The sequence below is a fragment of the Nostoc sp. genome, from assembly GCF_036917435.1.
Taxonomy (GTDB): domain Bacteria; phylum Cyanobacteriota; class Cyanobacteriia; order Cyanobacteriales; family Nostocaceae; genus Nostoc.
In genome coordinates this window covers 26,994-50,922 of record NZ_JBALDM010000019.1, presented here as the reverse complement: position 1 = coordinate 50,922, position 23,929 = coordinate 26,994, and the positions used below count along the sequence as shown (strand labels likewise).

The window sequence follows — 23,929 nt, the reverse complement described above, 5'->3', positions numbered from 1 at the left end:
CCGTCCGCCACTGTGCCCGAAAGCACCGTTCGACTTGCATGTGTTAAGCATACCGCCAGCGTTCATCCTGAGCCAGGATCAAACTCTCCGTTTTGTTGTTTTTTGAGTTTGTGGCTCTGAAAAAAATATTTTCCAGAATCCTAGTTACTAATTTTGATTATCTTTTGGGCTTTCCCCAAAAGTAAAATCTTTTGACGAGGATTGGTTTTTCTTTAAGCTTTCAAAGTATTATGTTTTTCAGGTTCAGTAGTGGTTGGCTTCTTTCGCTTTTCCACTTAACTAGAGTAACTATTCATCCCCTAGTTTGTCAAGGGGTAAATTTGTTTTTTTTTCTAAAAGGGCAAATCGCTTGGCTGGCATTACTTTCAGGTGAATGAGTTAAGTAAGGGGGAGGGGACTTGACTGTGTGAATAATGCACGTTGTTAGTGAATGTCCCTAAATGCGATCTGATGCAGGTTGAATGATTGAAGATAGACAGTCGCTTAGATATTTCCAACAAGTAAATTGTCGAATCTTGTAGGGTGGGCAACATGAGCGCTTTTGCCTACGGGCGGGCGAGATACCCACCACACAAGAAGTAGTTGAGTATTTTTAATCTGGAAGTCCCTTACTATAAAGATCCGTTACAGTGAGTCTAGCGCTGTAGACGGATTTCACAATTTATAATGAGTTTTTGAGAAAAAGCTAAAAACTAGACTAGGCAATAAATACAGATGATTCGACCGCGTAAGGTCTTTGCTCAACATTGGCTCAAAAGTGAAAAGGCACTCGACGCAATTATTAAAGCAGCAGAGTGTATGGAAGGCGATCGCATTCTGGAAATTGGGCCCGGAACAGGTATTCTAACTCGTCGGTTATTACCCCTAGTGCAGTCTATGATTGCGGTTGAAATCGACCGCGACTTATGCCAACTGTTATCAAAGCAACTGGGTAAGACTAAAAATTTCTTATTGCTGCAAGGCGATTTTCTCACCCTAGATTTACCATCTTATCTGGTAGCCTTTCCCGATTTCCAAAAGCCAAATAAAGTAGTAGCCAATATTCCCTACAACATTACAGGGCCAATCATTGAGAAACTTCTAGGTACGATCGCAAACCCTAATCCTGAACCATTTGACTCTATAGTATTGCTGGTACAAAAAGAAGTAGCAGAAAGGTTGTATGCTAAACCAGGGTCAAAAACCTTTGGGGCATTGAGTGTGCGGGTACAGTATTTGGCTGAGTGTGAGTTAATTTGCACCGTTCCAGCAGCCGCATTCCATCCACCGCCAAAGGTTGATTCAGCAGTGGTGCGATTACGCCCTCGAAAAATAGAAATACCAGCGCTTAATCCGCGACAGTTAGAGACTTTCTTAAAGTTGGGGTTTGGTGCCAAGCGCAAAATGTTACGAAATAATTTGCAATCAGTCATAGAACGCGATCGCCTGAGCCACTTACTGGAACAATTAAAAATAAATCCCCAAGCCAGAGCCGAAGATATCGGCGTTCAGCAATGGGTAGTCCTAGCAAATGAGTTAGGAGTTAAAAGTGAGGAGTGAGGAGTTAAGAGTCAATATATAAATGATTGCTTTGATTCAAAACCCGAAATTCACCCATTCCCAACTAGCAACCCATAACTTTTAACTGTCAAAATGCGTTCCTACAGCCTAATTGCCCCTGCTAAAATCAACTTGTATCTGGAAATCATTGGGGACCGCCCCGATGGTTATCATGAGTTAGCTATGATACTTCAAAGTATCGGACTTGCAGATCAAATTGATGTGCGTTCCATCAGCAGTGAAAGCATTCGCGTTCACTGCAACCACCCACAAGTACCGACAGATAAAAGTAATCTGGCATACCGAGCAGCAGAATTAATGGTCAGGCAATTTCCTGAAGCCTTTGCTAAATATGGGGGTGTGGAGATTAACATCAATAAGCAGATTCCTGTAGCAGCTGGGTTGGCCGGAGGTTCGACGAATGCAGCAGCTGTGTTGGTAGGGATAGATTTACTGTGGAAGTTGGGATTAACTCAGTCAGAATTAGAGGAGTTAGGAGGCACACTTGGTTCAGATGTACCATTTTGTGTGGGGGGTGGAACTGCGATCGCAACAGGTAGGGGTGAGCAACTTTCTCCCCTGCCGAGTTTAGATAATATATATATAGTATTGGGGAAATACCGCAGTCTGGAAGTTTCCACGCCTTGGGCATACAAAACCTATCGACAGCAGTTTGGTCACTCTTATATTAAAGATACCGATAACTTGGCAGCGCGTGCTAGTGCAGTTCATTCAGGAGCAATAGTAAAAGCCATCTTGGATAAAGATACGCGAGAAATTGCTCAAAAATTGCATAATGATTTAGAGCGCGTGGTATTGCCAGCCTATCCCCAAGTTTTGCAGTTGCGAGAAGTGTTTGCAAATCAGGAAGGCGTTTTAGGAACAATGATGTCTGGTTCTGGACCAACAGTATTTGCTCTTTTTGAGTCTCAACAGCAAGCAGAACTAGTTTTGCTGCAAGTAAGGGAAGCAATTCTTGATGAAGACTTAGAATTGTTTGTAACTCGGACAATCACACATGGTATTAAAGTGGCATCGTCTGTTTAAATATTCTTTTTTGTTAATGAAGTATGGGAATAGACAAAAATTATTCCTAATGTCCCAATTTAAAATCTAAAATCTAAAATGGTATGAGTGACCAAAATTTAACACCACAAACGGATACTAAAGTAGGGGCGGCAGCGAGTCCGTTACGCTGTTTAATTGGGGCGGTGATTTCTGGAGGAATGGGGTATGCGATGTATTCGCTGATGATTGCGATCGCTACAAATTTTGCTGCTAAACCTCTCCATTCAATTAATCCATTGGTAATTAAGATTTCTTCTGCTGTTAGGACTCTGGTTGTCGGTGTAGTTGCTTTAGGAAGCGGGATATTTGGTATAGTAGCAATTGGTTTGTTGGCTTTGGGAGTGCAATTATTAGTCCAGGAATTTACTAAGCAAAAAAGTAGTGAAAACTAGTAATTTGCTTTTACTCACCAACATAAAGCCAGAAATTTTTCTCACGTATCACGATTTTTGAGCAATTGTAGCTTTACATTTCTAGAAGACTGAAGAAGTTATTACTGTTTTCTCCAAGTTTTGAGAGAAAGATTGTGGTGTTGACGAAACAGCCTAGAGAAATGATAGGTATTTTGATAGTTAGTGAAAATACTTCTTTTATGTTTAGTTACTTTAATATTACTTTTACATTCTACTTATATAATTACCACCCTAAAAGTAACTTAATTTAATAATTGAGAGTATATTCTACTTCTTCACTATTGCTTACAAAAACATAATATCCTGCTTCAGAATTACTTAAATTAGATGTCGTTACTTATACCATTGTAGTAGCACCTTAAAAGATTGATATTAGAGAAGTCGTTTAAAAATTTAGATATACAACCTAGATGTTGAACAGCTTACTTGCAAAAAAATAAATTTTCCAAAATTATTTGTAAATTTGTAGGGGCGCACAGCTAGCTGTGCGCCCCTACTCAATGCATAAGTGCCTATCAGAGGTGACAAAACCAAAGGAAGAATGTCAAGATTCTGAGATGTACTTTTTGGTAGTGAAGTCAAGTAGGTGAAATATTTATTAATATTATTAATAGGGAGCCTAAATTTAAGGTCAGAAGTAACAAAAATTCTTAATGGCAAGTACTTCGCATCAATTATCAAATTTCTCACCAACGGGACAGAAGCTCATGAAAGACCAAAAATCATCAGAATCTAAAGAATTCGTCGGAAATCTCAAGAATGGGATTTGGCTGTTTGGACTGTCATCCTGGGTATTTGGCATTACCGATCGCAGTATTGCTTCATTTGCAGATGGCTATCTATCGGCTTTAGACTTGACGCAACTATTCACGGCGGCTACATTCTTTGTGGCGTGGCTATTTTTGAAACCGACATCCAGAGTTTAAGTTCGGTGACTGGTTGAGTATGGAGTCACTATTAACGCTAGTTATGTCAAAAAAATTCAGAAAGTTAGGGTATCGTCAGAATGGGGCAAACAAGCTAGCGGATTGCATTTTAACATGATGTATTCGGGAATTTTTTCACTATTCAGACTTCTCGAATTGTAGCTAGATTGTAATTTTTTCTTTTGAAGTCAGGGTTCTAGCTTTTTTGAGTTGAGTGTATGGCAAAGTGCTGAGTGTTATTAACGGTAGCGGGGCGTTTACCTTTAGCCCGTGCTGAGTAGAAACCCAGTAACTTCAAGGCTTTGAACAATTAGCACTGTCCTAACCTATCTGACTATGGCTATATTTAAAAAAATTTTTCTAATTTTCCGGAATTGATTATGTTCAGGTCGTAGTCTCTATCAGATAAGCGATTTATACTGAAACTCTATAACGAAACCTTCGGGGTATATAACCCCATATTAAAAGCCCGGTCATTATGACCGGGCTTTTATTAATACTTAGTAGTTAGGAGTTGAAAAAACTCCTAACTACTCATTAAATTAGGCAAAAGCAGCAGTTGTTACATCGTTATTCGAGAGAATTTCTTGCAACTCTTCAGCATCTACCGTTTCTTTATCAACCAACATTTGAGCGATTTGATCTAAAATATGGCGGTTGCCGACTAACACTTCTTTAGCGCGTGTATAGGCTACATCCACAAGTTTGCGGACTTCTTCATCAATAGCGGCGGCGGTTTCTTCAGAGAAATCACGCTCTGACATGATATCCCGTCCCAGGAACATATTACCTTGCTGACGACCAAGGGCGACTGGGCCTAAGCGATCGCTCATGCCGAATCTGGTAATCATCTGACGCGCAACCCGTGCTACTTGCTGCAAGTCATTAGAAGCACCTGTGGTCACTTCTTCTTCACCAAAGATTAATTCTTCAGCAATCCGACCACCTAAAGCCACAGCCATCTGATTTTCTAGATAAGCACGGCTGTATAAACCAGTGTCCATCCGGTCTTCGCTGGGGGTAAACCAAGTTAAACCACCTGCGCGACCGCGAGGGATGATGCTAATCTTCTGCACTGGGTCATAGTCTGGCATTAAAGCACCAACTAAGGCGTGACCAGCTTCATGATAAGCCACCAAGGTTTTGCGCTTTTCGCTCATTACCCGGTCTTTCTTCTCTGGCCCAGCCAATACGCGATCGATCGCGTCGTTGATTTCATCCATCGAAATCTCAGTCAAATTCCGGCGTGCTGCCAAAATTGCGGCTTCATTCAATAGGTTAGATAAATCTGCGCCAGTAAATCCAGGGGTACGACGGGCGATTTTATCCAAATCTACATCTTTCGCCAAGGTCTTACCACGGGCGTGTACCTTGAGAATTTCGCTGCGTCCGGCATAGTCGGGACGATCTACCACAACTTGACGGTCAAAGCGACCAGGACGCAACAGTGCTGCATCTAGAACGTCAGGACGGTTGGTAGCGGCAATAATTATGATGCCAGTATTACCTTCAAAGCCATCCATTTCGGTGAGCAACTGGTTGAGGGTTTGTTCGCGCTCATCGTTACCACCACCCAAACCTGCACCCCGTTGACGACCTACTGCGTCAATTTCATCGATGAAGACGATGCAAGGAGCATTGGTTTTAGCTTGTTCAAATAAATCGCGGACGCGGGATGCACCCACACCGACGAACATTTCGACAAATTCCGAACCGGAGATTGAGAAGAAAGGCACACCAGCTTCACCAGCTACGGCACGAGCTAGGAGGGTTTTACCTGTACCAGGAGGGCCAACTAATAGTACACCTTTAGGAATTTTTGCACCAACGGCAGTAAAGCGATCGGCGTTTTTTAGAAAGTCTACAACTTCGTTTAATTCCAACTTGGCTTGGTCAATACCAGCTACATCGCCAAATGTCACCTGAGTTTGTGGTTCCATTTGCACTCTGGCTTTAGATTTGCCAAAGTTCATAGCTTGGCTACCTGGGCCACTTTGAGCGCGACGGAGCAAGAAGAATAAGCCAACCAAAAGTAATACAGGAAAAAACAAGCTGCTTAATGCCTTAAACCAAAATCCTTCGTCGGTTTGGGGCAAAACAGAAATATCAACGCCTTTTGAAGTCAGAGTATTGATTAGGTCTGGATCATTAACTAAGGTAACAATCCGTTTAGCCGGGTCATATTTGGGTGTAACCAAAGCTGTAGAACGATCTGCACTCAAACTGACTTTTTCTACTCTACCTTGTTGAACTTCTTGAATAAAGCGACTGTATCGCCATGTCTCTCTGCTTTGGGGTTGTTTGTCAAAAAATGCTGTTCCCAGCGCAATGACGACAATAAACAGCAGCGCGTACAGCCCTGCATTTCTCCATTTTTTATTCACTAAGGTCTATCCTCCTGTATTTTCGCGCCATCGCTTACCGTCTCTGCTCGGAAAGGTCATTATTAAGAATTATGTTAACTTATCTTAAGTGTAACAAAGTGGCGTAGCTATCGTGCTACGAAAAGATCCCTGATTTTCCCAAAGCTCGGATGGTAGGGATTATATTGTAGCGACCCTGAAGGCTGATTAACGGTATGAATGGGAATAATTTCGACGATACTATTAGTGTAAGCGATCGCTTCAAATCTCTCGAATAGCCCCACCGTCCAAGGTTCTTCTCGCACTGGCTGTTGGTGGTTTTGCAACCAGTTTACAAGTTGCGATCGCACAAGTCCCGGCAATATTCCAGATGTTAAAGGTGGCGTGTACCAACTGCGATCGCAACATCCCCAAAGGTTGCCTGTACTGGTTTCTAGCCAATTTCCTTGAGAATCAACTAATATTGCTTCTTCAGCATCCAAACTAGTTTTTGCCAACCAAGCACTTAAATAATTTCCAGTTTTATGAGAGGGGAGAGAACGATAAAATTCCGAGCTAGCGACAGCACATTTGATACCATTATTTTGTTTTTCTGTCAAATTATTTGGTAATAATCTACCTGTTATCCACTCTCGTCCATCGGGAAAAAGCGTAATTCTGAGAACGGGGAAGTGTGTGAGGAGAATTTGAGCGCCTTGACGGAGACGATTCCAGTCTGGTTGCTGCCAGCCAAAAGTTTGGATTGAGAAAAGTAAGCGATCGCAGTGTGCTTGCCAATTAGTTAAACTATGATCTAGGGAATTATGATAAGCCCGCAATGTTGTAAAAACAGTTGCCCCATAAAGTAAACCTGGATCGTTAATGTTTAATTCTAGGGTTTGAGAGTGAATTAATCTACCGTCATACCAAAAAATATTATTTGTCACAACTAGATTGCTGATATTTACAACTCCATTGAAAAGTGATGACTTGTAATTCTCATGCGTTCCATCAGATAAAACCTGTGAGCTGCAAATCGTTGAACACCAGAATCAAGACTGAGGTGTTCGCAGCCATGATTTTTTGCATATTCTATTAGCCATTTAAATAACTGTTTACCATAACCTTGCGTAGGCGTAGCCCGCCGTAGGCATCGCTTCAACTCATCAACAATTAAGTCATCAATGTACAAAAACTTTCCCGATGCTAAAGACGTATAAATGCGAAACCCAGCCACTGCAACGGCTTGCTCATCTAGTTCCAAGAATGCAAGTTGATATCCTTCTTTCATTTGATATCGAACTTGTTCTGTAAACTTAGCTTCTTCAAGGTGAGGGCGCAACTGGAAAATAATAGGAAAACATCCTAATATTTGAAAGTCAAACTCTGCTATTTGTATTGACATACTCAATAATACGTGAAAAATATAGAAACCTTTGGGCGGAGAATTCGCTACTATACTTGCAGTCAACTCTTATGAGTAATAATTTAATCTTTGGGGGGAAATAGAATTTTATTAATACCTTCAGGAGTTGTAATCACTTTTCCTCCTAAAGCTTCAATTTCCCTAATTGCTCGTTTCCGAGTTCTCTCATTAACTTGATTATTTAAAACCATTGACCAAGTAGAAATTTGAGCATATTTACTGTTAGGATTTCGACTCAGAAATTCAGCAGTTTTTTGGGAAGTATAAGCTACAAGTTGACTCTCTGGATCTGAAAAGTTACTAGCCCAATTTGCCGCCGTTGCAAAAGACTTTTGGGAAGCTTTAGCGTTGCCTAAAAATAATAACTCATCAGTTCCTTTGTAACGCCATGCATAATAAGACTTTTCGGGAACGAATGGAGATAGTGATTTTAAACCTTTCTCTGAAAGTGCGATCGCGCGTTCTGGCATAGCAGCATACAATGAAGTACTGATAGAAAGACTCCGATACGCTGCTAAAAATCGGGGATCGCGTTCTAGAATAACTTCAAAATATTCTGGGCTTAAACTATAACCTGTTTTATCCCGAACTTCATCATCTCCAAAGTACTGCGAAAAGTTGAGATATATTAAATCTGCAATGAAATTATCATAACTAAAACTAGGCGTTTTGTTTAGAAGATTAAGACGAATTTTTTCTGATTTAATTTCTTTTTCTAGAGTCTCTAAAGAGGCAGATTTTTTGCTGTCTATCAATTTTTGTAATTGCGGAAATTGAATCAGAGCAATTCCTGAAATACATACACAGATGAGGAAAGGCGTAACAAAAGCTTGACGCGACAACAACATATTTTTTTGTCTTCCCACGCAGAAGTAACTTAATTGTATAGGAATCCGGTTTGATTTCTGAAAAGATACGTAGTGGCGTGTCAAGGCTAAAATGTTGCAATATATTTTTGAGAAAATTGAGATAAATCAATGTTTTCTGCTTTTTTCTTAATGCACACATTTAGCCTTGACACGCCACTACATACCTAATTTTGTTCAAAAATCAAATATGAGTCCTATATATAGTGTACGTGTAGTAAAACTACTTAACTATATAGTTACAGTAGCTGACACAGCAGGACACCCATAAAATTACTCTACTTTTGAGAAATAACTAACAGTAAAAACCCTATATTTCCTCAAGAGAAACCGAAAAGAAGTATTTCGGCGAACTATGTATATCATATCGCACATCTTTTATCAGTACCCTAGAGTATAATTTTCACTTTCTTATTTGTAGCATCTAAGAAATTATTTTATTTTCTGAGATGAAATTATATCCTTGAAATCTAACTTTACTCTTGTTGAGCAACAAGTTATTAGCTTTTTAAATTACTTAGTTTTATTAAGTAAAAGCAGTAAAAATTACAACATGATTTAAGATAATATCTTGTTCGCAATTACACCTCTTACCTCCTTAATCTTATGCTAAATACCGAAGTTACGAACAACTTGGAAAATAATGGTCTATCCATTCAGGCAAAAAATAGTGATTTTAAAACAATAGTTACTAATCTGAATGCTAATAAAAAGGGAGTGGATGTTGACGAAATTATTGATGCTATTAAAACAGTAATTGTTGAAGCCATTGATTTAAAAATAACTACTTGGGTAGCAGAGTCATCTGAACAGTCACAAAATGAGATAGAAGCAGCCAAACCAGGTAATCGAATCTATACCCGAATTAATCTTGTTAGTGGCGATATCCAAAATGAAATTGGTAGTCAATTTACTGATAGTGGGCCCTATAAAGAAATTCGTGAATTTCATTTGACTCAAATTAGAGACGGTCGGGAGATTATTCACAAAAATATAGAAAGTGTGGAAAAACTGTATGGTTTTTTTATGGAAATCGTGAAAAATCGTAAAAAATCAGAACTTTAAGCATTTGTTAATTAACCATTTAAACTGAAGTAACTACAGCAACCTAACCAAATTGTTAGGTTCATTTACTTATATCATCAAGACAATCCTACGGTCAAATTAGTTCAGAACTATAAGAGGGTGAAACTATGTCTAATAATATTCAAATTAAAGACCGAAATGTTCCTCAACCTCAAGATATTCAACATCAAGCTAGAGGCTTGTTAAACAATTTAGTATCTTCTGTACAAACATTAGTTTCTGATATCACAGCCTTAGAAGTTAATACAATGATTGTAGATAGGATTAATGCTTCTAAGTTTAATGCTTGGGAGGCGTATCAAGAAATTTATTCCATACACGATCCAGACTACTTTAAGGCAAAAGGTATTCCAGAAGAAGGTTCTCAGGCTCAAGAACTGCATAAACGTTATAAAAGTCTATTTAATCAACTTGAAAGAGAATATTTTTACCTTCTTCTTGAAGAAGGTTCAGATTTTTATAATCCGCAGGATGAGCGGATAACACGATATCGCCAGAGGCTTGAATACGCCAAGAAACATAAAGCAAACCTAGTTGAAACCGATGAGGAGAATGTAAAGCTAGCTGAACCAATACTACCTGCTCCAGCTCCTGTTCTTGATGACAAAGATGGAAATAATCAAGAAGATTGGATTGAAACTTTTAAAGAAATTCAAAGACTTTTGAATAATGATAAATTTTTGCGTACCCTACGTAAAATGTATGAACTTAAAGCTGCACTTGATGGTGGTAACGTTACAAGTATCAAAACTGATATTATTTTTGCTCAAACTGTCATGCAGTTAGATGGAGATATTATTACTCGTTATCATAAAGAACTGTTTAATTTATCTGAAGACGCTAAAAACCTAATTATTAATACACATAATCAAGGAGTGGTTTCTGGAGAGAAGCAGTGGCGTGGAACATTTAGTTTTTTGATTAGTTTGGTACAAATTATAGCAAATTTATCTCGAAAATGAACGCCAATATAACAAAAATAGATAACAAAGCTGATGTTATACTCTCTCTATTTCTACAAGTTCCTCAAGGCGATCGCTTTAAACTTAAGGTGGAGCGATCGCAGTTTAGTTTTTACCTAAATGAGACGGTTGTAGAACAGATTCAGCAAGCACAAAAGACTGATATTTCTCTGTATATTCCGCCAAAGCTGATAATTTCTCTGTGGTATTATGCCTGTTTTAGTAATAATGGTGTGTTTGGAAAAACAAAAGAAATTACTGAAAAACAGGTGAGTAATTTTTTCTATGTTACTGTTATAGTCAATATTATAAAATCTCTTCTGAATAGAACTGCACGCGGTAAAACAAGCTTACAGTCTGGACTTACCTTTAATTCTTACTATGAGCAGGCTGAATCAGCTTCAGGTGCTTATGAAGAGAAAGACATCATTTTACAAAGTACTATCCTCCTTCATGGTGATATATTCCATAAAATCAAGTTGGATTTTATGCAAAATTCCAACTGTTCAACAATTGTCTCTGCTCATTATTGGTTGACTGAACAAATACTAAATTGCTTTCGGGCTAAACTAAATCTGCTAGTTTGGGAGATAGCTTCGCTGTTTCCGGCTGGTTTTGTAGTCTACAATTTACATCCAGTAAACTGGATACTATCAATATTTGCTTTGGTAGGCTTCACTATATTATTTTCTACTACTCGCTATGTACTTATAAATCAACTTCAAAGACGTACTTATATCAACTATAAATTTATAAATTGGTTTACATGGACACTGATTTGTCTCATTCCTAGCGTTGTTGTTAGTGCTACTAATGGCTTTAGTAATTTTAAAGCCTTATTATTGCCATTCTTGTCACTTATTGCCCCAAAACTTGCGGAGTACATTTTACGTTTTATCGGGCCACGAGTTGGGAAACTGATTATGCATCGCTTACTAAAAAACTTAACTTAAACAGATTTATAGTCATCAAAGCAAGACACTTATCACGAGTGCATCCCAGTTTTTATTATTTGATGAAATAATAAAATTTAATATGTGAGTGCGAACGCAAGTGCGTTTCGTAGAGAGGAGGAACGACGGATACAAAAATGGGATGCTCCCCTACATATCATGAAGTGTAGCTAAAGTCAAAGTATTAGTCTGAAATGATTCGCTAATAAATTTTTTGAGAAAAGTCCGAAAATTAGTCAAAGTTTTTGCGATCGCATCCGAAATTATCTTTAATGCTCTTGAATCATTAAGTATTGCTCAATCGGACGGCGACTGTACTGCATATATCGAGTATATCTACAACTAAGTTAAATTTGCCAGATTAAGAGTTATTACAGTCAAGTCCAATAACTTGAGCAGTAAGTACATATCTTAAAGGAAAATTTGTATGATTGATAATCATTTTTCCAATTCTTTTGATGATTGGTTTCATTTTGAAGCGGGAACTGAGATAGAGGTGAATTTTCCAGAAGAAAACAGTGATGAATTAGAAAGTACCTCATATTCAGTTCAGTATTATAGTGAACCATCAGGGAATGAAGAAGATTCAAATTATCTAGGTTCTTCATTGTCAGAAGAAGTGATAAATACTGCTGTTGTTGAGACAATTCAGATTGTTGTTTCAGGTGTAGTAGAAGCTGTCAGCGATCATTTCTCAAAAGCAGAAAATACAGATGATAGTGTTTCTAAATCTGTAGTAGATGCCAATACTATCGAAACTCAAATACCATCACCTCGACCTTTAGAAGATTCTCATAACTTGACTGAGTGGATTCACCTCTGGCTTAATGAGTGTTTGGTATTGTCAAATTCTTCTGATTGTGAAGACATTACTACTGAGTTAAAAGCACTAAACTCACGATGGGAATTACCAGGTTTCCGTTTAGGGTTTGTAGGTGAGTTCAGTCGTGGCAAAAGTTCTTTAGTCAACCGCTTATTAGATGCAGATATCCTACCTATTGGCGACCTTCCAACTACAGCGAGCTTGACCTCAATTGTCGCAGGATCAGAAGACCGAATGGAAGTTCAATCTTTCAAAAAAGGCTGGGAGACTCGTCCAATGGAAGCATTATCTTGGAGAGATTTAACAGCTATTGATAGAGATGGTACTGAGCAAAACCTGATTGGCCAAGTCCGTTTAACATTAGCCCATCCCTGGTTACAAGCACTTGACGTTGAATTAATTGATACACCTGGAGTAGGAGACTTAAGCGGTCATCGGGCTGCTCTTGCACTTGACGTATTGAGCCAGTGTGATGCATCTGTCTTAGTTGTCAGTGCTACATTACCTTTTAGCATGACAGAAGCAACCTTTTTAGAACAGGAAGTAATGGGTCGCCATATTCCGAGGATTTTAGTTGCTGTTTCCAAACTTGACACTATTCCTGAAGAAGAAAGGTTAGAGGTATTTAATAGTATTCGTAAGCGAATAGCAAAAATTTCCTCAACAATTCCTGTTTTACCGCTCTATCCTGTCAGTGATAGTAATTCAGAAACTGAAGTATTTGCAGAAGTAAAAGCTCAAATCGAGTCAATGGTAGCACAAGGCGATCGCCGGATATGGCGTAGCCGTAAAATTGCCGGTCAAATAACAGATTATCTTTCACATCTAACCAAAGCCGGGGAATTAGCAATCTCTACTGCTGCGATGAGTGCAACAGAGAAAGAGAACGCCTTAATTAAGGTAGACGCAGAAATACAAAATGCCCAGATTGACTGGGAAAGAATTCGCTTGAAGTTAGATCAAAAACGCTTACAGCGGATTGAGGCGCTACAGCAAAGAGTTCTCAAAGCGAAAACGGAGTTATTAGAAAATCTTTCTCTAGAACTGAAAAGAACCCAAGACCCTAAAACTTGGTGGGAGCAAGATTTACCATTTCGGTTACGACGCGAACTTTTCCGGTTGAGCCGGCAATTAGAAAACAATGTTTTAAAAGCTTTATCATTAGATTTTGAGTGGCTACAACATGAAGTGGAAAATAGCTTCTCGGTTCGCGTAAATTCGGAAGATATTGATATTTCAGAAGCAGTTAAAATTGACTTAGATTTACAAGAAATGTCGCTAACTGAAATTGAAAAATATCGACTTCTCACCCGACTTGGAGGCAGTGCCGCTACAATCTGTGGCTGTGTTTTTGGTGGCCCAATTGGAGTAGCTCTGAGTACGACAGTATGGGTAGTTAGTGAGCAAGTTATCAAGGAAAAATTGCAAGAACAACGAAAGTTACTTAATCAAGAGCTAAAACATAGTCTTGACCGTTCTATTGATGAGTACTTTAAACGTTTAGCAAATCGTCTCCGACAACTATACAACCAATTGAGTGAGGAGATTCAAGAGGAAAAATTTGCTTGGCAAACTACTTATAAAATTGCCTTAAATAGTAATAATGAAGAAGCTGAAAACCAGTGGATAGGGATAATTTCTCAGGCTTCTACTTTGAAAAAAGAAATTTCACGAATATTACTGTCCTAAATTACATTTATTTCAAGTTCATCAATCAATAAAATAAATCTGCAAGGAAATTGTCATGGTAGTTCAAACTGTTCAATATCAACATTATGAGGCGTTTCAAGAGAAACAAAATGTGCTGGCGGATTTGATTAAGCGCCACTTAAATCTAATTCGCTCTCTAAACATGACTCAATCAGAAAAATCACTCCAACAACTAGAAACTTTAGTTCAATCAGAGAGCTTTAAAGTATTAGTTTTAGGAGAATTTAAGCGTGGAAAGAGTACTTTTATCAACGCTCTGCTGGGTGAAGAAGTTTTACCCGCCTATGCTAGACCTTGCACTGCAATTATCAATGAAGTGAAATGGGGAAATACCCGACGAGCTTTATTACATCCGACAAAATCGGAAGAGAATTCTATAACTGAGCCTCAAGAAATTCCTGTTAACCAAATTGAAGAGTATGTCATCATTAAAGATGATGTCAGTGAGATTAATAGCAACCCTTATGAAAAAGTTGAATTATTTTGGCCTCTGGAACTTTGTCGCAATGGAGTAGAAATCATTGATTCTCCTGGATTGAACGAGCATGATACTCGCCAGAAAGTAACAATGGAATATTTGTCTAGTGTTGATGCAATACTATTTGTGCTTTCGTGTGAGGCACTGGCTTCTAAGTCAGAAATGGATGTAATTGATAACACATTGATTCCTACAGGACATGAAGATATTTTCTTTATTTGTAATCGCTTTAATATGATTAGAGCGAGGGAAAAAGACAGTATTAAGCAACATGGAATTAACAAACTAGCTCCTAAAACCAAACGTGGTGCAGAACGAGTATTTTTTATCAGCGCACTTGATGGTTTAGAAGGACGGCTAGAGGATGATTATGAGAGAGTCGAAAATTCAGGTTTACTTCTGGTTGAAAAAGAACTTGAAAAATTCTTGGCAACCGAAAGAGGTAACATCAAAATTCTTAGACCTGCGGCAGAACTTCAGAAAACAATTTATGAAGCGCGGGCAGTTATTCCTCAACGGGAAGCGATGCTAAGAACTGATTTCAAGACTTTGGAAGCGCGATATGAAGACGCTCAGGAACCACTACGTCGTCTGCAAATTCAGCGAGAGCAAATAGTAAAACGCATCTCTAACTTTCTAGAAGATATAAAACAGACTATTAGCGCCGAATGTTCTAGTTTCTATCGGCGTTTGGCTGACAAAGTTGTTACTGAATGGGTGAAAACCTTAGAAGTAAAAACACCAATAATATTGACTAAATCTCAAATCGAAAAATTAATCAGAGAGGTGACTGAACATCTTTCTCTGAAAATGGAAAATGAATTATTAGCATGGCAGAATGAAATACTACAGCCCCTAGTCAGTAGTCGTTTAGAACGTCTTACTCAAGAGGTAGATGAGCGTGCCAACGAATTTGTGAATCAATTAGATAGTCTAAGAATTCAAGTTGCAGGTAGCATAGTTTCTATAGATGATCTCAATATCAAAAAAGTTAGTGTAATCGAAAGAGTACTTGCTGCTGGTGGAGGATTTTTGTTAGGAGCAAATATTGGATTAGCCGGCGTTGGTGCTGTTTTTGGCTATCAAGAAATGGCAAAGGCTATTATTCCTCAATTGGCTCTTACTGTGGGAGTAGTTATTCTAGGTGTTACAAATCCTTTGTTAATATTTGGAGCTATGGCTGGTGGTGGACTTATTCAGGGATTTTTGACTACGAAGTCTACAAATAACAGGATTAAAGAGGAAGCCGCGAAACGATTTGCTGCTTCAATTCGTGACTCAGCACCACAACGAGGTGATAAGATAGCCGAGGCTGTAGTCATAAAGCTAGCTGAAATTGAAAAATCAATAAACCAGAGTCTTGGTCAAGAGATTCAAAAGTTTCGAGAACAGGTCGATTCAATCCTGGAAGAAAAGAAACAAGGACAATCTAATGTTGATGAAACAATTAGTGAGTTACAAGTACTTAGCAGAGAATTAGATGCTATTGACCAGGAATTAGATGCTCTCGTAGCGCGGGTTGCTATACCAAATTCTTAACGTATCGCGGAAGTCCCCATCTTCAAGGTACTCCTAAGATGGGGATTGTGAGCGGGGAATGAGGATTGCATCTGGAATTGATTTTTTACTCGGTAAAAAAAAATTCTAGATGTATGACGAATTCCCAAAATTTTCTGGTAAGATAACTAATGTCTTGACCATCAATGCCGCAAGCGAAAACCAAGCTAATAGGTATATGTTGCAAGAGAAAGATTTGGGTCTTGGGAACCAGGACTCCTGCCCTTGGAGGGAATGTCAGACTAAAAAAACTACGGAGTTTTTGAGGCTATTCCCAATGAATTGGGAAGCTCAGACAACAGAGGTAGGCAAGTCTGAGTAGTTCACTAGACAACTCAATAAAGAAGAATTCAGAATAATGCCTCCGGCACACTCCGCGAACAGGAGCCAGAATCAAGACGCGATGCTCTCTACGAGACACTGCGCGAACGAATACTCGCTATGCGCTTTTTCGATCAGAATACCCAACTGAATTCTGGCTCCTGAATTCTGTTCGATAAACAAATACTCTTAGTTTAGCCAATCTCTTAAAGGGGTTGGCTCTTTCGCTAGGCATTTTCTATGACACTTGCAAAGTGAGTAAAATCTCTTTTATTCTCTCTGCGCCGCGCCAGTTGCTACAAGTCGGGGAACCCGCCCAACGTACTGGCTTCTCTGTGCCTCTGCGGTTTAAAAGTAATTTATGTAACCACAGAGGTGCAGAGAACACAGAGAGAAGAGGAATTATTGTCCAAAAATTTCACCACATTGAAAGGGCCAGTTCTGTAAATCTTATTTTTATTTTTGCAAAAGTTGCCAACATTGTTGAGCGATCGCCCAATCTTCTTGAGTATGGATCACTAATACCCGCACTGCTGAGTCAGTTGTAGCAATATCTTTATCAACAGGCTGCTGCTGATTTTTTTCAATATCAAGTTTCAATCCCAAAAAACCAAAAGCTTCACAAGCGGCTTGGCGAATTTCCGCAGAGTGTTCACCCACGCCTGCTGTAAACACCAAAGTATCTAATCCGCCCAAACTGGCAAGCATTGCACCGATACCGGAACGCAAGCGATGCACATAGATATCCCACGCCAGTTGAGCGCGGGAATTACTTTGAGCGTAGGCGTAGCCCGTCTTAGACATTGCTTCTCTGATTTCCCGCATATCGCTAGATACACCCGAAATTCCCTTTAACCCAGAAGCTTTATTTAAGATATCATCCAACTTTTCAAGGGAGTAATCGCAGTGTCGTAACAGATAAATCAGAATCCCCGGATCAACTGAACCAGAACGACTGCCCATCATCAATCCGTCTAGGGGCGTAAATCCCATTGTAGTATCAATGCTGCGACCGTTTTTAATCGCCGCTAAAGAGCAACCATTTCCCAAATGACAGGTAATTAACCGCTCAAGTGGAACATCTCGACTGAGAATTTGGGCAGCACGTTGAGAACAGTATTGGTGACTGATACCATGAAACCCATAGCGACGTATACCTTGCTCTACCCATTGATATGGGCCGGGATAGATGGCTGCTGCATCGGGGAGAGTGGCATGAAATCCAGTATCAAAGACTGCTACTTGGGTGGCATCTTTTGAAATTTCTTCAATTGCTTGTATACCTTCCATAGCAACTGGATTATGGGCTGGAGCGAGATTAGCTAAACTAGCGATCGCCTTTTTGACATCATCAGTAATTACCACACTATCTCGATAATCCTGTCCACCATGTACTATGCGATGCCCCACCACATTGATGTCTGAAAACTGATCTATTACTTTGGTAGCACCATCAGTAAGTGTATGAAGCATATAGGTAAGGTGTGCCTGTGGAGAATCGCTAGAGATTGATTCTTGCAGTGTTGCACCAGTAGCGGTTTTCACCTCAATTTCTGCCACACCACGATCTTGAGTCCAGTTAATTTTCCCTTCCCAAAGGGGTTGGGCTGCTTGGGTGGAGAAAACCTCATCTGCAATTTCATACAGACAACTCTTTTGGGTACTCGATCCGGCATTAAGCACCAATATCTTCATAAGACAACATCAAAACATGACCACCTTTGATCGTGTCACTAAATGTAACCTTATGCTTCTAGCCTATGGGCATAATATGTAGCAAAGGTGTGACTCCATCGCTAAAATTTTGTTGAATTATTTTTCAAAGCGATCGCTCATAGATTTTCTATGAACTCTTTCGGTGTAACTTGCGCTTGCTTCAGAATGCCGTTCAATGTCTCTTCTGTTTCAGAAATGCCAAGAGGAAGTATTCTTTCGGCTTCTTCTCTCAGTTCTGGATTAGTCAATGGAGCTAAATAGTTGAAGACATTTTCGTAGCCTGTTGCTGCTGAATCAAGTGCGAATGCTCCTGAACATTCATATTCACCAGTAAAGCGATCGCCCCTTCGACAGCTAAGAATATTATGAGACACTGCGTTAGTGTCGCTTACCGTAGATATCGTTTATTCTTAATTGCGACGGAAATTTCTCTTAGATTGTTTGTGTCTTGCGACTTCTTTGCGCTTATGTTTTTCTAAAGGCGTTTCAAAGTGACGATGCTTCCTCATGTCTGGAAAAATACCTGCTTTGGAAACTTCCCTCTTAAATCTACGTAGGGCTGACTCAATTCCTTCATTTTCGCCCACAAATACTTGGGTCATTTTCATCTCCTACTTAATTGGTACTGGGCAATTTTGAGCAATCCAGTAGACCGGAGAGCAAAAAGGGCAGATAATGATTCTGCCCTTAAAACCTTAAAACTTAATTTTTGATCTTAAAGCTTAGTAGCGTCCACCGCCGCCACCACGATTGTATCCACCGCCGCCGCCGCCACCGCGACGATCGCCGCCACCACCACCAAAGGAACCACTTCTGTCTTCCTTGGGTTTAGCTTTGTTCACTTTGAGATCGCGTCCCATCCATTCAGCACCGTCAAGAGCTTCAATGGCAGCTGTTTCTTCAGCTTCTGTACCCATCTCTACGAAAGCAAAGCCGCGTGGACGACCAGTTTCACGATCAGTAGGTAACTGAACGCGCTTTACAGAACCATGTTCAGCAAAAACTGATGTGAGGTCTTCTGATGTGACCTCGTAGGATAGATTACCTACATAAATTGACATGCGTTATCTCCAAAATCATAGGTGTGTAGAGATTTAGATTTCGGAGACAAGCTTGTTAAGACCAAAAGGAAAAAGCCTGTCAATACTAAAAACAAACGCTGTAACCGAATTTTATTCTCACCTAACTACCTTAGCACATCATTGAGTTCTTAAAAAGGAAGTATTAAGATTGGGAATTGGGAATTGGGCATGGGGCATTGGGCATGGGGTATGGGGAATTGGGAAAAGACTTACTGTATGTAACTTCTCGTTATCTCCCTTATCTCCCTGCTCCCTACCCCTCATGGGCAACTCCAACATTTGGTAGTAGGAATTGCCCAAATAATTGCAAAATGAATGCAGTTCGTCATTGTAACTACCTGAAAATGTCGACTATACTTGCTGACGCACAAAATTTACTTTCTGACCTCATAGCTCGCTATTCAAAGCGTGTAGATTATCTAATGATTCGCCTTGAAGAAGCAGAGGGGACTGATATCTTGTTGCGTGGCGACAAGGTAGAAACCCTAAGCGTTGGCATCTCCATTGGTGGACATATTCGCGCTTGTTATAAAGGTGGATGGGGGTTAAGCTGCTTTAACCACCTGGGGACAATTCAGGATCGGATCGAAGAAGCGATCGCGGCGGCGCGGATGGTTGGTGATGAAGAAACTTTACTTGCACCCATTGACCCAGTACAAGCAATATGCATTCTCCCTCTAAAAGGAACTGATCCTCGGAAAGTTCCACTCTCGAAGAAAAAACAGTTGTGCGATCGCTATACTGAATTGCTCAAGAGCGTTGATCCCCGAATTACCACTACTTCGGTGCGTTACGGCGACAGTGCCCAAAAAGTAATTATCGCTACCTCAGAAGGCACTTTAATTGAGCAATCTTGGGTAGATATGGAAATGCGCTTTGCCGCTACCGCGAGAAATGGCGAAACTGTACAAACTGGGCGAGAAACTACAGGCTCTCGCAAAGCTTACGAAGATTTAACTGATTTGGATGAACAAGTACAAGGTGCGGCTCAAAGAGCGATCGCAGCTTTATCTCTGCCACCTGTTAAAGGTAATACTTACACCGTAGTTATTGACCCAATTCTCACTGGTTTATTTGTCCACGAAGCCTTCGGACATCTTTCTGAGGCCGATATGGCTTACGAAAATCCCGATCTCTTAGAAGTCATGAGCATTGGACGACGGTTTGGCCCCGAAGAACTGCAAATTTTTGATGGTGCGGCCCCAGAGGGACATCGCGGTAGCTATTTTTATGACGATGAAGGTACGCCTGCTACAACTACTCAATTAATTAAGGATGGAGTTTTAGTTGGACGTTTACATTCTCGTGAAACTGCTGGCAAATTGGAGGAAGCGCCTACTGGTAATGCTAGATGTCTTAATTATCACTTTAACCCGATTGTGCGGATGACAAATACCTGGATTGAACGGGGTAAAACGCCAGTCGAAGACTTATTCACTGATATCAAAGAAGGAGTTTATGCCCGTAATTGGTTGGGTGGAATGACCAATGGGGAAATGTTTACCTTTAGTGCTGGGGAAGCGTGGATGATTAGGAACGGCAAAATTGCTGAACCTGTACGCGATGTAACGCTTTCGGGAAATGTATTCCAAACCTTAGCGGATATTGAGGCTATTGGTAATGATTTTTACTGGGATGAATCTGGCGGTTGTGGTAAAGGAGGACAAAATGGTTTGTCGGTAGGTTGTGGTGGCCCCAGTCTCCGAATTCAAGATGTAGTGGTTGGTGGGGAAACATGAAGAGTACTGAGTGCTGAGTCAATGCCTAAATTTTAAATACTTCAACATCCCTCCCAGGTATAGAAATAAGTAACAACTCTAGATAGTAGCGCCAGTAGTTGAGGATGATTAATGTAGATAATAGTGATTTGATATTAAAATCCTCTGTGGCGCGTGCTGGGGATTTACTCACTGTCTAGGTAATTTGAATAGGCTGAATTAAACGTTCTTTAGCACAGCGACAGATATGAAAGCAGATCAACTCCTGAAAAACTATGCCGCAGGTGTCAGAGATTTTACTGGTGTAAACTTAAGCGAGGCAAACTTAAGCCAAGCCAATCTCAGTGGCGTAATTTTAGATAGAGCAATTTTAGATGGAGCTAATCTGAGTCATGCGAATTTAGCACAAGCTAGTTTGATTGAGGCTGACTTAAATGGAGCAGATTTGAGCAATGCCGATCTCACTGGGAGCAACTTAAGCGGAGCTATTTTGGATGGAGCAATCTTGGATGGAGCCGCAATGGAAGGAGCTAATTTGAGTCAAGCTCATTTGACGGTTGCTAAATTGATTGAAACTAACTTGAGTGAAGCAGATTTACAGGAAGCAAATTTAATCGCGGCGAATTTAGATGGAGCCGATTTGAGTGGTGCAGACTTAACAGTAGCTGATTTATCTCAGGCAAATCTTACTCAAGCAGATTTGCATCAGGCAAATTTGAGCGGAGCAAATTTGGAAGGAGCCAATATAGAAGGAACAATCCTGGATCAGAATGTTTAATCTAGTTTCAGGGGTTCTAGGCTATTGACTCAATATATTGGGCTTCCCGATCTATTTAAGTAAATCTTAAAACTTCACTCCTAATCCCTCTCCTTAGCAAAGCTACGGCGTACACACAAGTTTCTAAGAAACCTCACCCTGGTTTTACTACGTAAAATCTGTCCCTCTCCTTAGTAAGGAAAGGGATTAAAGATCGGACAGGGTGAGGTTTTTATTTTGTTTTGACTGACAATGCTATTGTTTCGACTAACAATACTATTGTTTCGACGAACAATACTACTGTTTCGACTAACAATGCTACTGTTTCGACTAACAATGCTACTGTTTCGACTAACAATGCTACTGTTTCGACTAACAATGCTATTGTTTCGACTGACAATGTTATTGTTTCGACTAACAATGCCATTGAGATGAAAACTTGGAATGTTCCATGAGAGTCTATAAGTTGTGTGTATACACGATTTGCTTATCAAAACGTCATACATCCAGAAGAGAGTTTTTGTTTATGCAAAAAATCAATTCCAGATGTAATCCTTAAAGCTTGGCTCACAATCCCCACCTTATGAGTACATTGAAGGTGGGGACTTCCGCGACTCGTTAAAACAATTGACTCTCAACTATCAATGGTGAACTCTGCCCTCGTCATCACACTCTATATCAACCCTATAACAGGGAATGATAACAATACTGGTTCACGGTTGAGTCCGTTTAAAAGCCTCACCCGTGCCTTAAAAGTAACTAAAATCCCAACGATAATTCATCTGGAGTCGGGGACTTACAGTGCTGCCACTGGTGAGGTGTTCCCACTGATTATTCCTGAAGGGGCAATAGTGGTGGGTAAGGAAGCGAGCAAAGGTGCAGAGATTGTAATTTCTGGGAGTGGCGAGTATCAAAGTCGCAGCTTTGGTATACAAAATATCACACTGCTTTTGCTAGATAATGTCAATCTTTTAGGTGTCACTGTCACCAATCCCTCAAGCAAAGGTACTGGTATCTGGATTGAATCGGCTGCACCTACTTTAGCTAACAATACTTTGAGGGACTGTGGACGGGAAGGTGTGTTTAGCACTGGTACCGCCAAACCCGCAATTTTAGATAACATATTTGTGCAAAATACTGCTAGTGGCTTAGTGATGGCAGGTCATAGCCAGGGAGAAGTACTGCGGAATGTATTTGAAAGAAACCGTTTAGGGATAGCGCTTAGTGACTTTGCTAAACCGACGATCGCAAATAACAAATTATCAGAAAATCGTACTGCGATCGCACTTTCTCGCAACGCTCAACCTATATTGCGTCAAAATCTCATTGCTCACAGTACCCAAGGTGGTCTATTAGTCAATGGCAATGCAATTCCTGACTTAGGTAATATTCAAGATTCTGCTGATAATATTTTTCGTGATAATAGTGAATTTGATTTATATAATGCTACTACAAAAAAGCTGATTTCCGTAGGTAATCAGTTAAATCCTGCTCTAGTTAAGGGGTTATGTGAATTTATCTCAGCCGATGAAGTAGCAGTTAATACTAGATTATCTGAGGCTACGACTGAATCTTCATCTCAAAAACTCCCTGCACCTGTTCAACTAGATGCACATTGGGCAGAACCATTTATCCAGGCATTAGTGAGTATGAATTTAACTCATTGTTTTGCTGATGGTAACTATCAACCAAATAAGCCCATGTCTCGCGCCCAATATGCATCTCTGGTAGCGATCGCCTTTAACCCATTTCCGAAAATCTCAGCGCCTGATTTTACAGACGTACCCAAGGATTTTTGGGCTTATAACGCCATCCAAATCGCGGCTAGCGGCGGCTTTGTTGGCGGATTTAGCGATCGCACTTTTCGCCCCGATCGACATGTCCAACGGCTACAGGTGATTGTTTCTCTAGTAAATGGATTGGGATTACCATTGGCTAATAACGATGTTTTAGAAATATATAGCGATCGTCATACCATTCCCGACTACGCCCGAAAAGCCGTAGCCACTGCTACACAGAAAAAAATCATCGTTAATTACCCAGATTCCAAATTACTCGCACCTTCACGTTTGGCAACATGCGCCGAAGTTGCAGCGATGGTTTATCAGGCATTAGTTGCCATTGGGCGAACATCTGCGATTAAATCAGTCTATGTAGGGTTGCATTCTAGAACTTGACAAGTAAAA

Annotated in this window: 23 protein-coding genes and 1 rRNA gene; 13 read left to right on the top strand and 11 right to left on the bottom strand. The window is 40.0% G+C overall.

All coding sequences use genetic code 11. The features are described 5' to 3' along the window. Nucleotides 1–94 (bottom strand): 16S ribosomal RNA (locus tag V7K98_RS08485); the annotation flags it as partial. A gap of 620 nt (nucleotides 95–714) precedes the next feature. Here V7K98_RS08485 and rsmA point away from each other — a divergent pair. From rsmA to V7K98_RS08465, 4 genes are all read left to right on the top strand, one after another. Continuing rightward, nucleotides 715–1,539: a 16S rRNA (adenine(1518)-N(6)/adenine(1519)-N(6))-dimethyltransferase RsmA gene (gene rsmA, locus V7K98_RS08480; RefSeq protein WP_335020681.1), complete on the top strand. Its 825-nt coding sequence runs from the start codon at nucleotides 715–717 to the stop codon at nucleotides 1,537–1,539. A 93-nt stretch (nucleotides 1,540–1,632) separates the two neighbouring features. Continuing rightward, nucleotides 1,633–2,586: a 4-(cytidine 5'-diphospho)-2-C-methyl-D-erythritol kinase gene (ispE, locus tag V7K98_RS08475; protein WP_335020679.1), complete on the top strand. Its 954-nt coding sequence runs from the start codon at nucleotides 1,633–1,635 to the stop codon at nucleotides 2,584–2,586. Between the two features lie 83 nt (nucleotides 2,587–2,669). Next, nucleotides 2,670–2,999, top strand: a complete 330-nt coding sequence (locus V7K98_RS08470) for a DUF3082 domain-containing protein (protein WP_335020678.1) — start codon at nucleotides 2,670–2,672, stop codon at nucleotides 2,997–2,999. 728 nt (nucleotides 3,000–3,727) lie between these two features. After that, the gene (locus V7K98_RS08465) at nucleotides 3,728–3,946 is read left to right on the top strand and encodes a hypothetical protein (RefSeq protein ID WP_335020676.1); all 219 of its coding nucleotides are present in this window, start codon (nucleotides 3,728–3,730) and stop codon (nucleotides 3,944–3,946) included. 542 nt (nucleotides 3,947–4,488) lie between these two features. Here the strand turns inward: V7K98_RS08465 and ftsH3 are convergent. The 4 genes from ftsH3 to V7K98_RS08445 all read right to left on the bottom strand — a co-directional run bounded on the left by ftsH3 (nucleotide 4,489) and on the right by V7K98_RS08445 (nucleotide 8,562). After that, nucleotides 4,489–6,330 (bottom strand): ATP-dependent zinc metalloprotease FtsH3, encoded by a 1,842-nt coding sequence (gene ftsH3 / locus V7K98_RS08460; protein WP_335020674.1) that lies wholly within the window; start codon nucleotides 6,328–6,330, stop codon nucleotides 4,489–4,491. 107 nt (nucleotides 6,331–6,437) lie between these two features. Further along, nucleotides 6,438–7,235 (bottom strand): aminotransferase class IV, encoded by a 798-nt coding sequence (locus V7K98_RS08455; RefSeq protein WP_335020672.1) that lies wholly within the window; start codon nucleotides 7,233–7,235, stop codon nucleotides 6,438–6,440. Nucleotides 7,236–7,252: 17 nt separating this feature from the next. After that, entirely contained in the window at nucleotides 7,253–7,693 is a 441-nt protein-coding gene (locus V7K98_RS08450; RefSeq protein ID WP_335020670.1) for a GNAT family N-acetyltransferase, read from the bottom strand. Between the two features lie 83 nt (nucleotides 7,694–7,776). Further along, a complete protein-coding gene (locus tag V7K98_RS08445) occupies nucleotides 7,777–8,562 on the bottom strand; it encodes a hypothetical protein (protein WP_335020668.1) in 786 nt (261 codons plus the stop codon). 651 nt (nucleotides 8,563–9,213) lie between these two features. On the opposite strand from V7K98_RS08445, the gene V7K98_RS08440 reads away from it, so the two are divergent. The 6 genes from V7K98_RS08440 (at nucleotide 9,214) to V7K98_RS08415 (ending at nucleotide 16,131) form a co-directional block, all read left to right on the top strand. Beyond that, a complete protein-coding gene (locus tag V7K98_RS08440) occupies nucleotides 9,214–9,645 on the top strand; it encodes a hypothetical protein (RefSeq protein ID WP_335020666.1) in 432 nt (143 codons plus the stop codon). Nucleotides 9,646–9,773: 128 nt separating this feature from the next. Continuing rightward, on the top strand, nucleotides 9,774–10,628 hold the full coding sequence (locus V7K98_RS08435) for a hypothetical protein (protein WP_335020664.1): 855 nt from the start codon (nucleotides 9,774–9,776) through the stop codon (nucleotides 10,626–10,628). After that, the gene (locus V7K98_RS08430) at nucleotides 10,625–11,581 is read left to right on the top strand and encodes a hypothetical protein (protein WP_335020662.1); all 957 of its coding nucleotides are present in this window, start codon (nucleotides 10,625–10,627) and stop codon (nucleotides 11,579–11,581) included. Before V7K98_RS08435 ends, V7K98_RS08430 begins: the two co-directional genes overlap by 4 nt. Before the next feature lie 214 nt (nucleotides 11,582–11,795). After that, the gene (locus V7K98_RS08425) at nucleotides 11,796–11,927 is read left to right on the top strand and encodes a hypothetical protein (protein WP_335020660.1); all 132 of its coding nucleotides are present in this window, start codon (nucleotides 11,796–11,798) and stop codon (nucleotides 11,925–11,927) included. A gap of 81 nt (nucleotides 11,928–12,008) precedes the next feature. Beyond that, nucleotides 12,009–14,093: a dynamin family protein gene (locus V7K98_RS08420; RefSeq protein WP_335020658.1), complete on the top strand. Its 2,085-nt coding sequence runs from the start codon at nucleotides 12,009–12,011 to the stop codon at nucleotides 14,091–14,093. 55 nt (nucleotides 14,094–14,148) lie between these two features. After that, nucleotides 14,149–16,131, top strand: a complete 1,983-nt coding sequence (locus tag V7K98_RS08415) for a dynamin family protein (protein WP_335020656.1) — start codon at nucleotides 14,149–14,151, stop codon at nucleotides 16,129–16,131. Between the two features lie 795 nt (nucleotides 16,132–16,926). Here the strand turns inward: V7K98_RS08415 and V7K98_RS08410 are convergent. The 5 genes from V7K98_RS08410 to V7K98_RS08390 form a co-directional block, all read right to left on the bottom strand. Next, nucleotides 16,927–18,165, bottom strand: coding sequence for an acetate kinase (locus V7K98_RS08410; RefSeq protein WP_335020654.1), 1,239 nt, complete (start codon nucleotides 18,163–18,165; stop codon nucleotides 16,927–16,929). Nucleotides 18,166–18,302: 137 nt separating this feature from the next. Then, complete coding sequence (locus V7K98_RS08405) at nucleotides 18,303–18,560, bottom strand: hypothetical protein (protein ID WP_335020652.1); 258 nt, start codon at nucleotides 18,558–18,560, stop codon at nucleotides 18,303–18,305. Between the two features lie 36 nt (nucleotides 18,561–18,596). Then, entirely contained in the window at nucleotides 18,597–18,788 is a 192-nt protein-coding gene (rpsU, locus tag V7K98_RS08400; protein WP_334859327.1) for a 30S ribosomal protein S21, read from the bottom strand. Between the two features lie 120 nt (nucleotides 18,789–18,908). Next, nucleotides 18,909–19,247: an RNA recognition motif domain-containing protein gene (locus tag V7K98_RS08395; RefSeq protein WP_335020650.1), complete on the bottom strand. Its 339-nt coding sequence runs from the start codon at nucleotides 19,245–19,247 to the stop codon at nucleotides 18,909–18,911. A 138-nt stretch (nucleotides 19,248–19,385) separates the two neighbouring features. Then, a complete protein-coding gene (locus tag V7K98_RS08390) occupies nucleotides 19,386–19,532 on the bottom strand; it encodes a histidine kinase (RefSeq protein ID WP_335020648.1) in 147 nt (48 codons plus the stop codon). An 80-nt stretch (nucleotides 19,533–19,612) separates the two neighbouring features. On the opposite strand from V7K98_RS08390, the gene V7K98_RS08385 reads away from it, so the two are divergent. Continuing rightward, nucleotides 19,613–21,007 (top strand): TldD/PmbA family protein, encoded by a 1,395-nt coding sequence (locus V7K98_RS08385; protein ID WP_335020646.1) that lies wholly within the window; start codon nucleotides 19,613–19,615, stop codon nucleotides 21,005–21,007. A gap of 226 nt (nucleotides 21,008–21,233) precedes the next feature. Next, on the top strand, nucleotides 21,234–21,764 hold the full coding sequence (locus V7K98_RS08380) for a pentapeptide repeat-containing protein (protein ID WP_335020644.1): 531 nt from the start codon (nucleotides 21,234–21,236) through the stop codon (nucleotides 21,762–21,764). Nucleotides 21,765–21,975: 211 nt separating this feature from the next. Here V7K98_RS08380 and V7K98_RS08375 read toward each other — a convergent pair whose 3' ends face one another. Continuing rightward, entirely contained in the window at nucleotides 21,976–22,170 is a 195-nt protein-coding gene (locus tag V7K98_RS08375; RefSeq protein ID WP_335020642.1) for a hypothetical protein, read from the bottom strand. A 217-nt stretch (nucleotides 22,171–22,387) separates the two neighbouring features. Between V7K98_RS08375 and V7K98_RS08370 the strand changes: the two genes are divergently transcribed. Next, nucleotides 22,388–23,920: a DUF1565 domain-containing protein gene (locus V7K98_RS08370; RefSeq protein ID WP_335020640.1), complete on the top strand. Its 1,533-nt coding sequence runs from the start codon at nucleotides 22,388–22,390 to the stop codon at nucleotides 23,918–23,920. The last annotated feature ends 9 nt before the right edge of the window (nucleotides 23,921–23,929 follow it).

Bases quoted from the DNA above. Each gene is read 5' to 3' on its own strand.
- V7K98_RS08470 (WP_335020678.1), top strand. From the start codon at position 2,670: ATGAGTGACCAAAATTTAACACCACAAACGGATACTAAAGTAGGGGCG.
- V7K98_RS08415 (WP_335020656.1), top strand. From the start codon at position 14,149: ATGGTAGTTCAAACTGTTCAATATCAACATTATGAGGCGTTTCAAGAG.
- V7K98_RS08385 (WP_335020646.1), top strand. From the start codon at position 19,613: ATGTCGACTATACTTGCTGACGCACAAAATTTACTTTCTGACCTCATA.
- V7K98_RS08435 (WP_335020664.1), top strand. From the start codon at position 9,774: ATGTCTAATAATATTCAAATTAAAGACCGAAATGTTCCTCAACCTCAA.
- V7K98_RS08390 (WP_335020648.1), bottom strand. From the start codon at position 19,532: ATGAGGGGTAGGGAGCAGGGAGATAAGGGAGATAACGAGAAGTTACAT.
- rsmA (WP_335020681.1), top strand. From the start codon at position 715: ATGATTCGACCGCGTAAGGTCTTTGCTCAACATTGGCTCAAAAGTGAA.
- V7K98_RS08380 (WP_335020644.1), top strand. From the start codon at position 21,234: ATGAAAGCAGATCAACTCCTGAAAAACTATGCCGCAGGTGTCAGAGAT.
- V7K98_RS08465 (WP_335020676.1), top strand. From the start codon at position 3,728: ATGAAAGACCAAAAATCATCAGAATCTAAAGAATTCGTCGGAAATCTC.
- V7K98_RS08450 (WP_335020670.1), bottom strand. From the start codon at position 7,693: ATGTCAATACAAATAGCAGAGTTTGACTTTCAAATATTAGGATGTTTT.
- ispE (WP_335020679.1), top strand. From the start codon at position 1,633: ATGCGTTCCTACAGCCTAATTGCCCCTGCTAAAATCAACTTGTATCTG.
- V7K98_RS08395 (WP_335020650.1), bottom strand. From the start codon at position 19,247: ATGTCAATTTATGTAGGTAATCTATCCTACGAGGTCACATCAGAAGAC.
- rpsU (WP_334859327.1), bottom strand. From the start codon at position 18,788: ATGACCCAAGTATTTGTGGGCGAAAATGAAGGAATTGAGTCAGCCCTA.
- V7K98_RS08375 (WP_335020642.1), bottom strand. From the start codon at position 22,170: ATGGCATTGTTAGTCGAAACAATAACATTGTCAGTCGAAACAATAGCA.
- V7K98_RS08430 (WP_335020662.1), top strand. From the start codon at position 10,625: ATGAACGCCAATATAACAAAAATAGATAACAAAGCTGATGTTATACTC.
- V7K98_RS08445 (WP_335020668.1), bottom strand. From the start codon at position 8,562: ATGTTGTTGTCGCGTCAAGCTTTTGTTACGCCTTTCCTCATCTGTGTA.
- V7K98_RS08370 (WP_335020640.1), top strand. From the start codon at position 22,388: ATGGTGAACTCTGCCCTCGTCATCACACTCTATATCAACCCTATAACA.
- V7K98_RS08420 (WP_335020658.1), top strand. From the start codon at position 12,009: ATGATTGATAATCATTTTTCCAATTCTTTTGATGATTGGTTTCATTTT.
- V7K98_RS08410 (WP_335020654.1), bottom strand. From the start codon at position 18,165: ATGAAGATATTGGTGCTTAATGCCGGATCGAGTACCCAAAAGAGTTGT.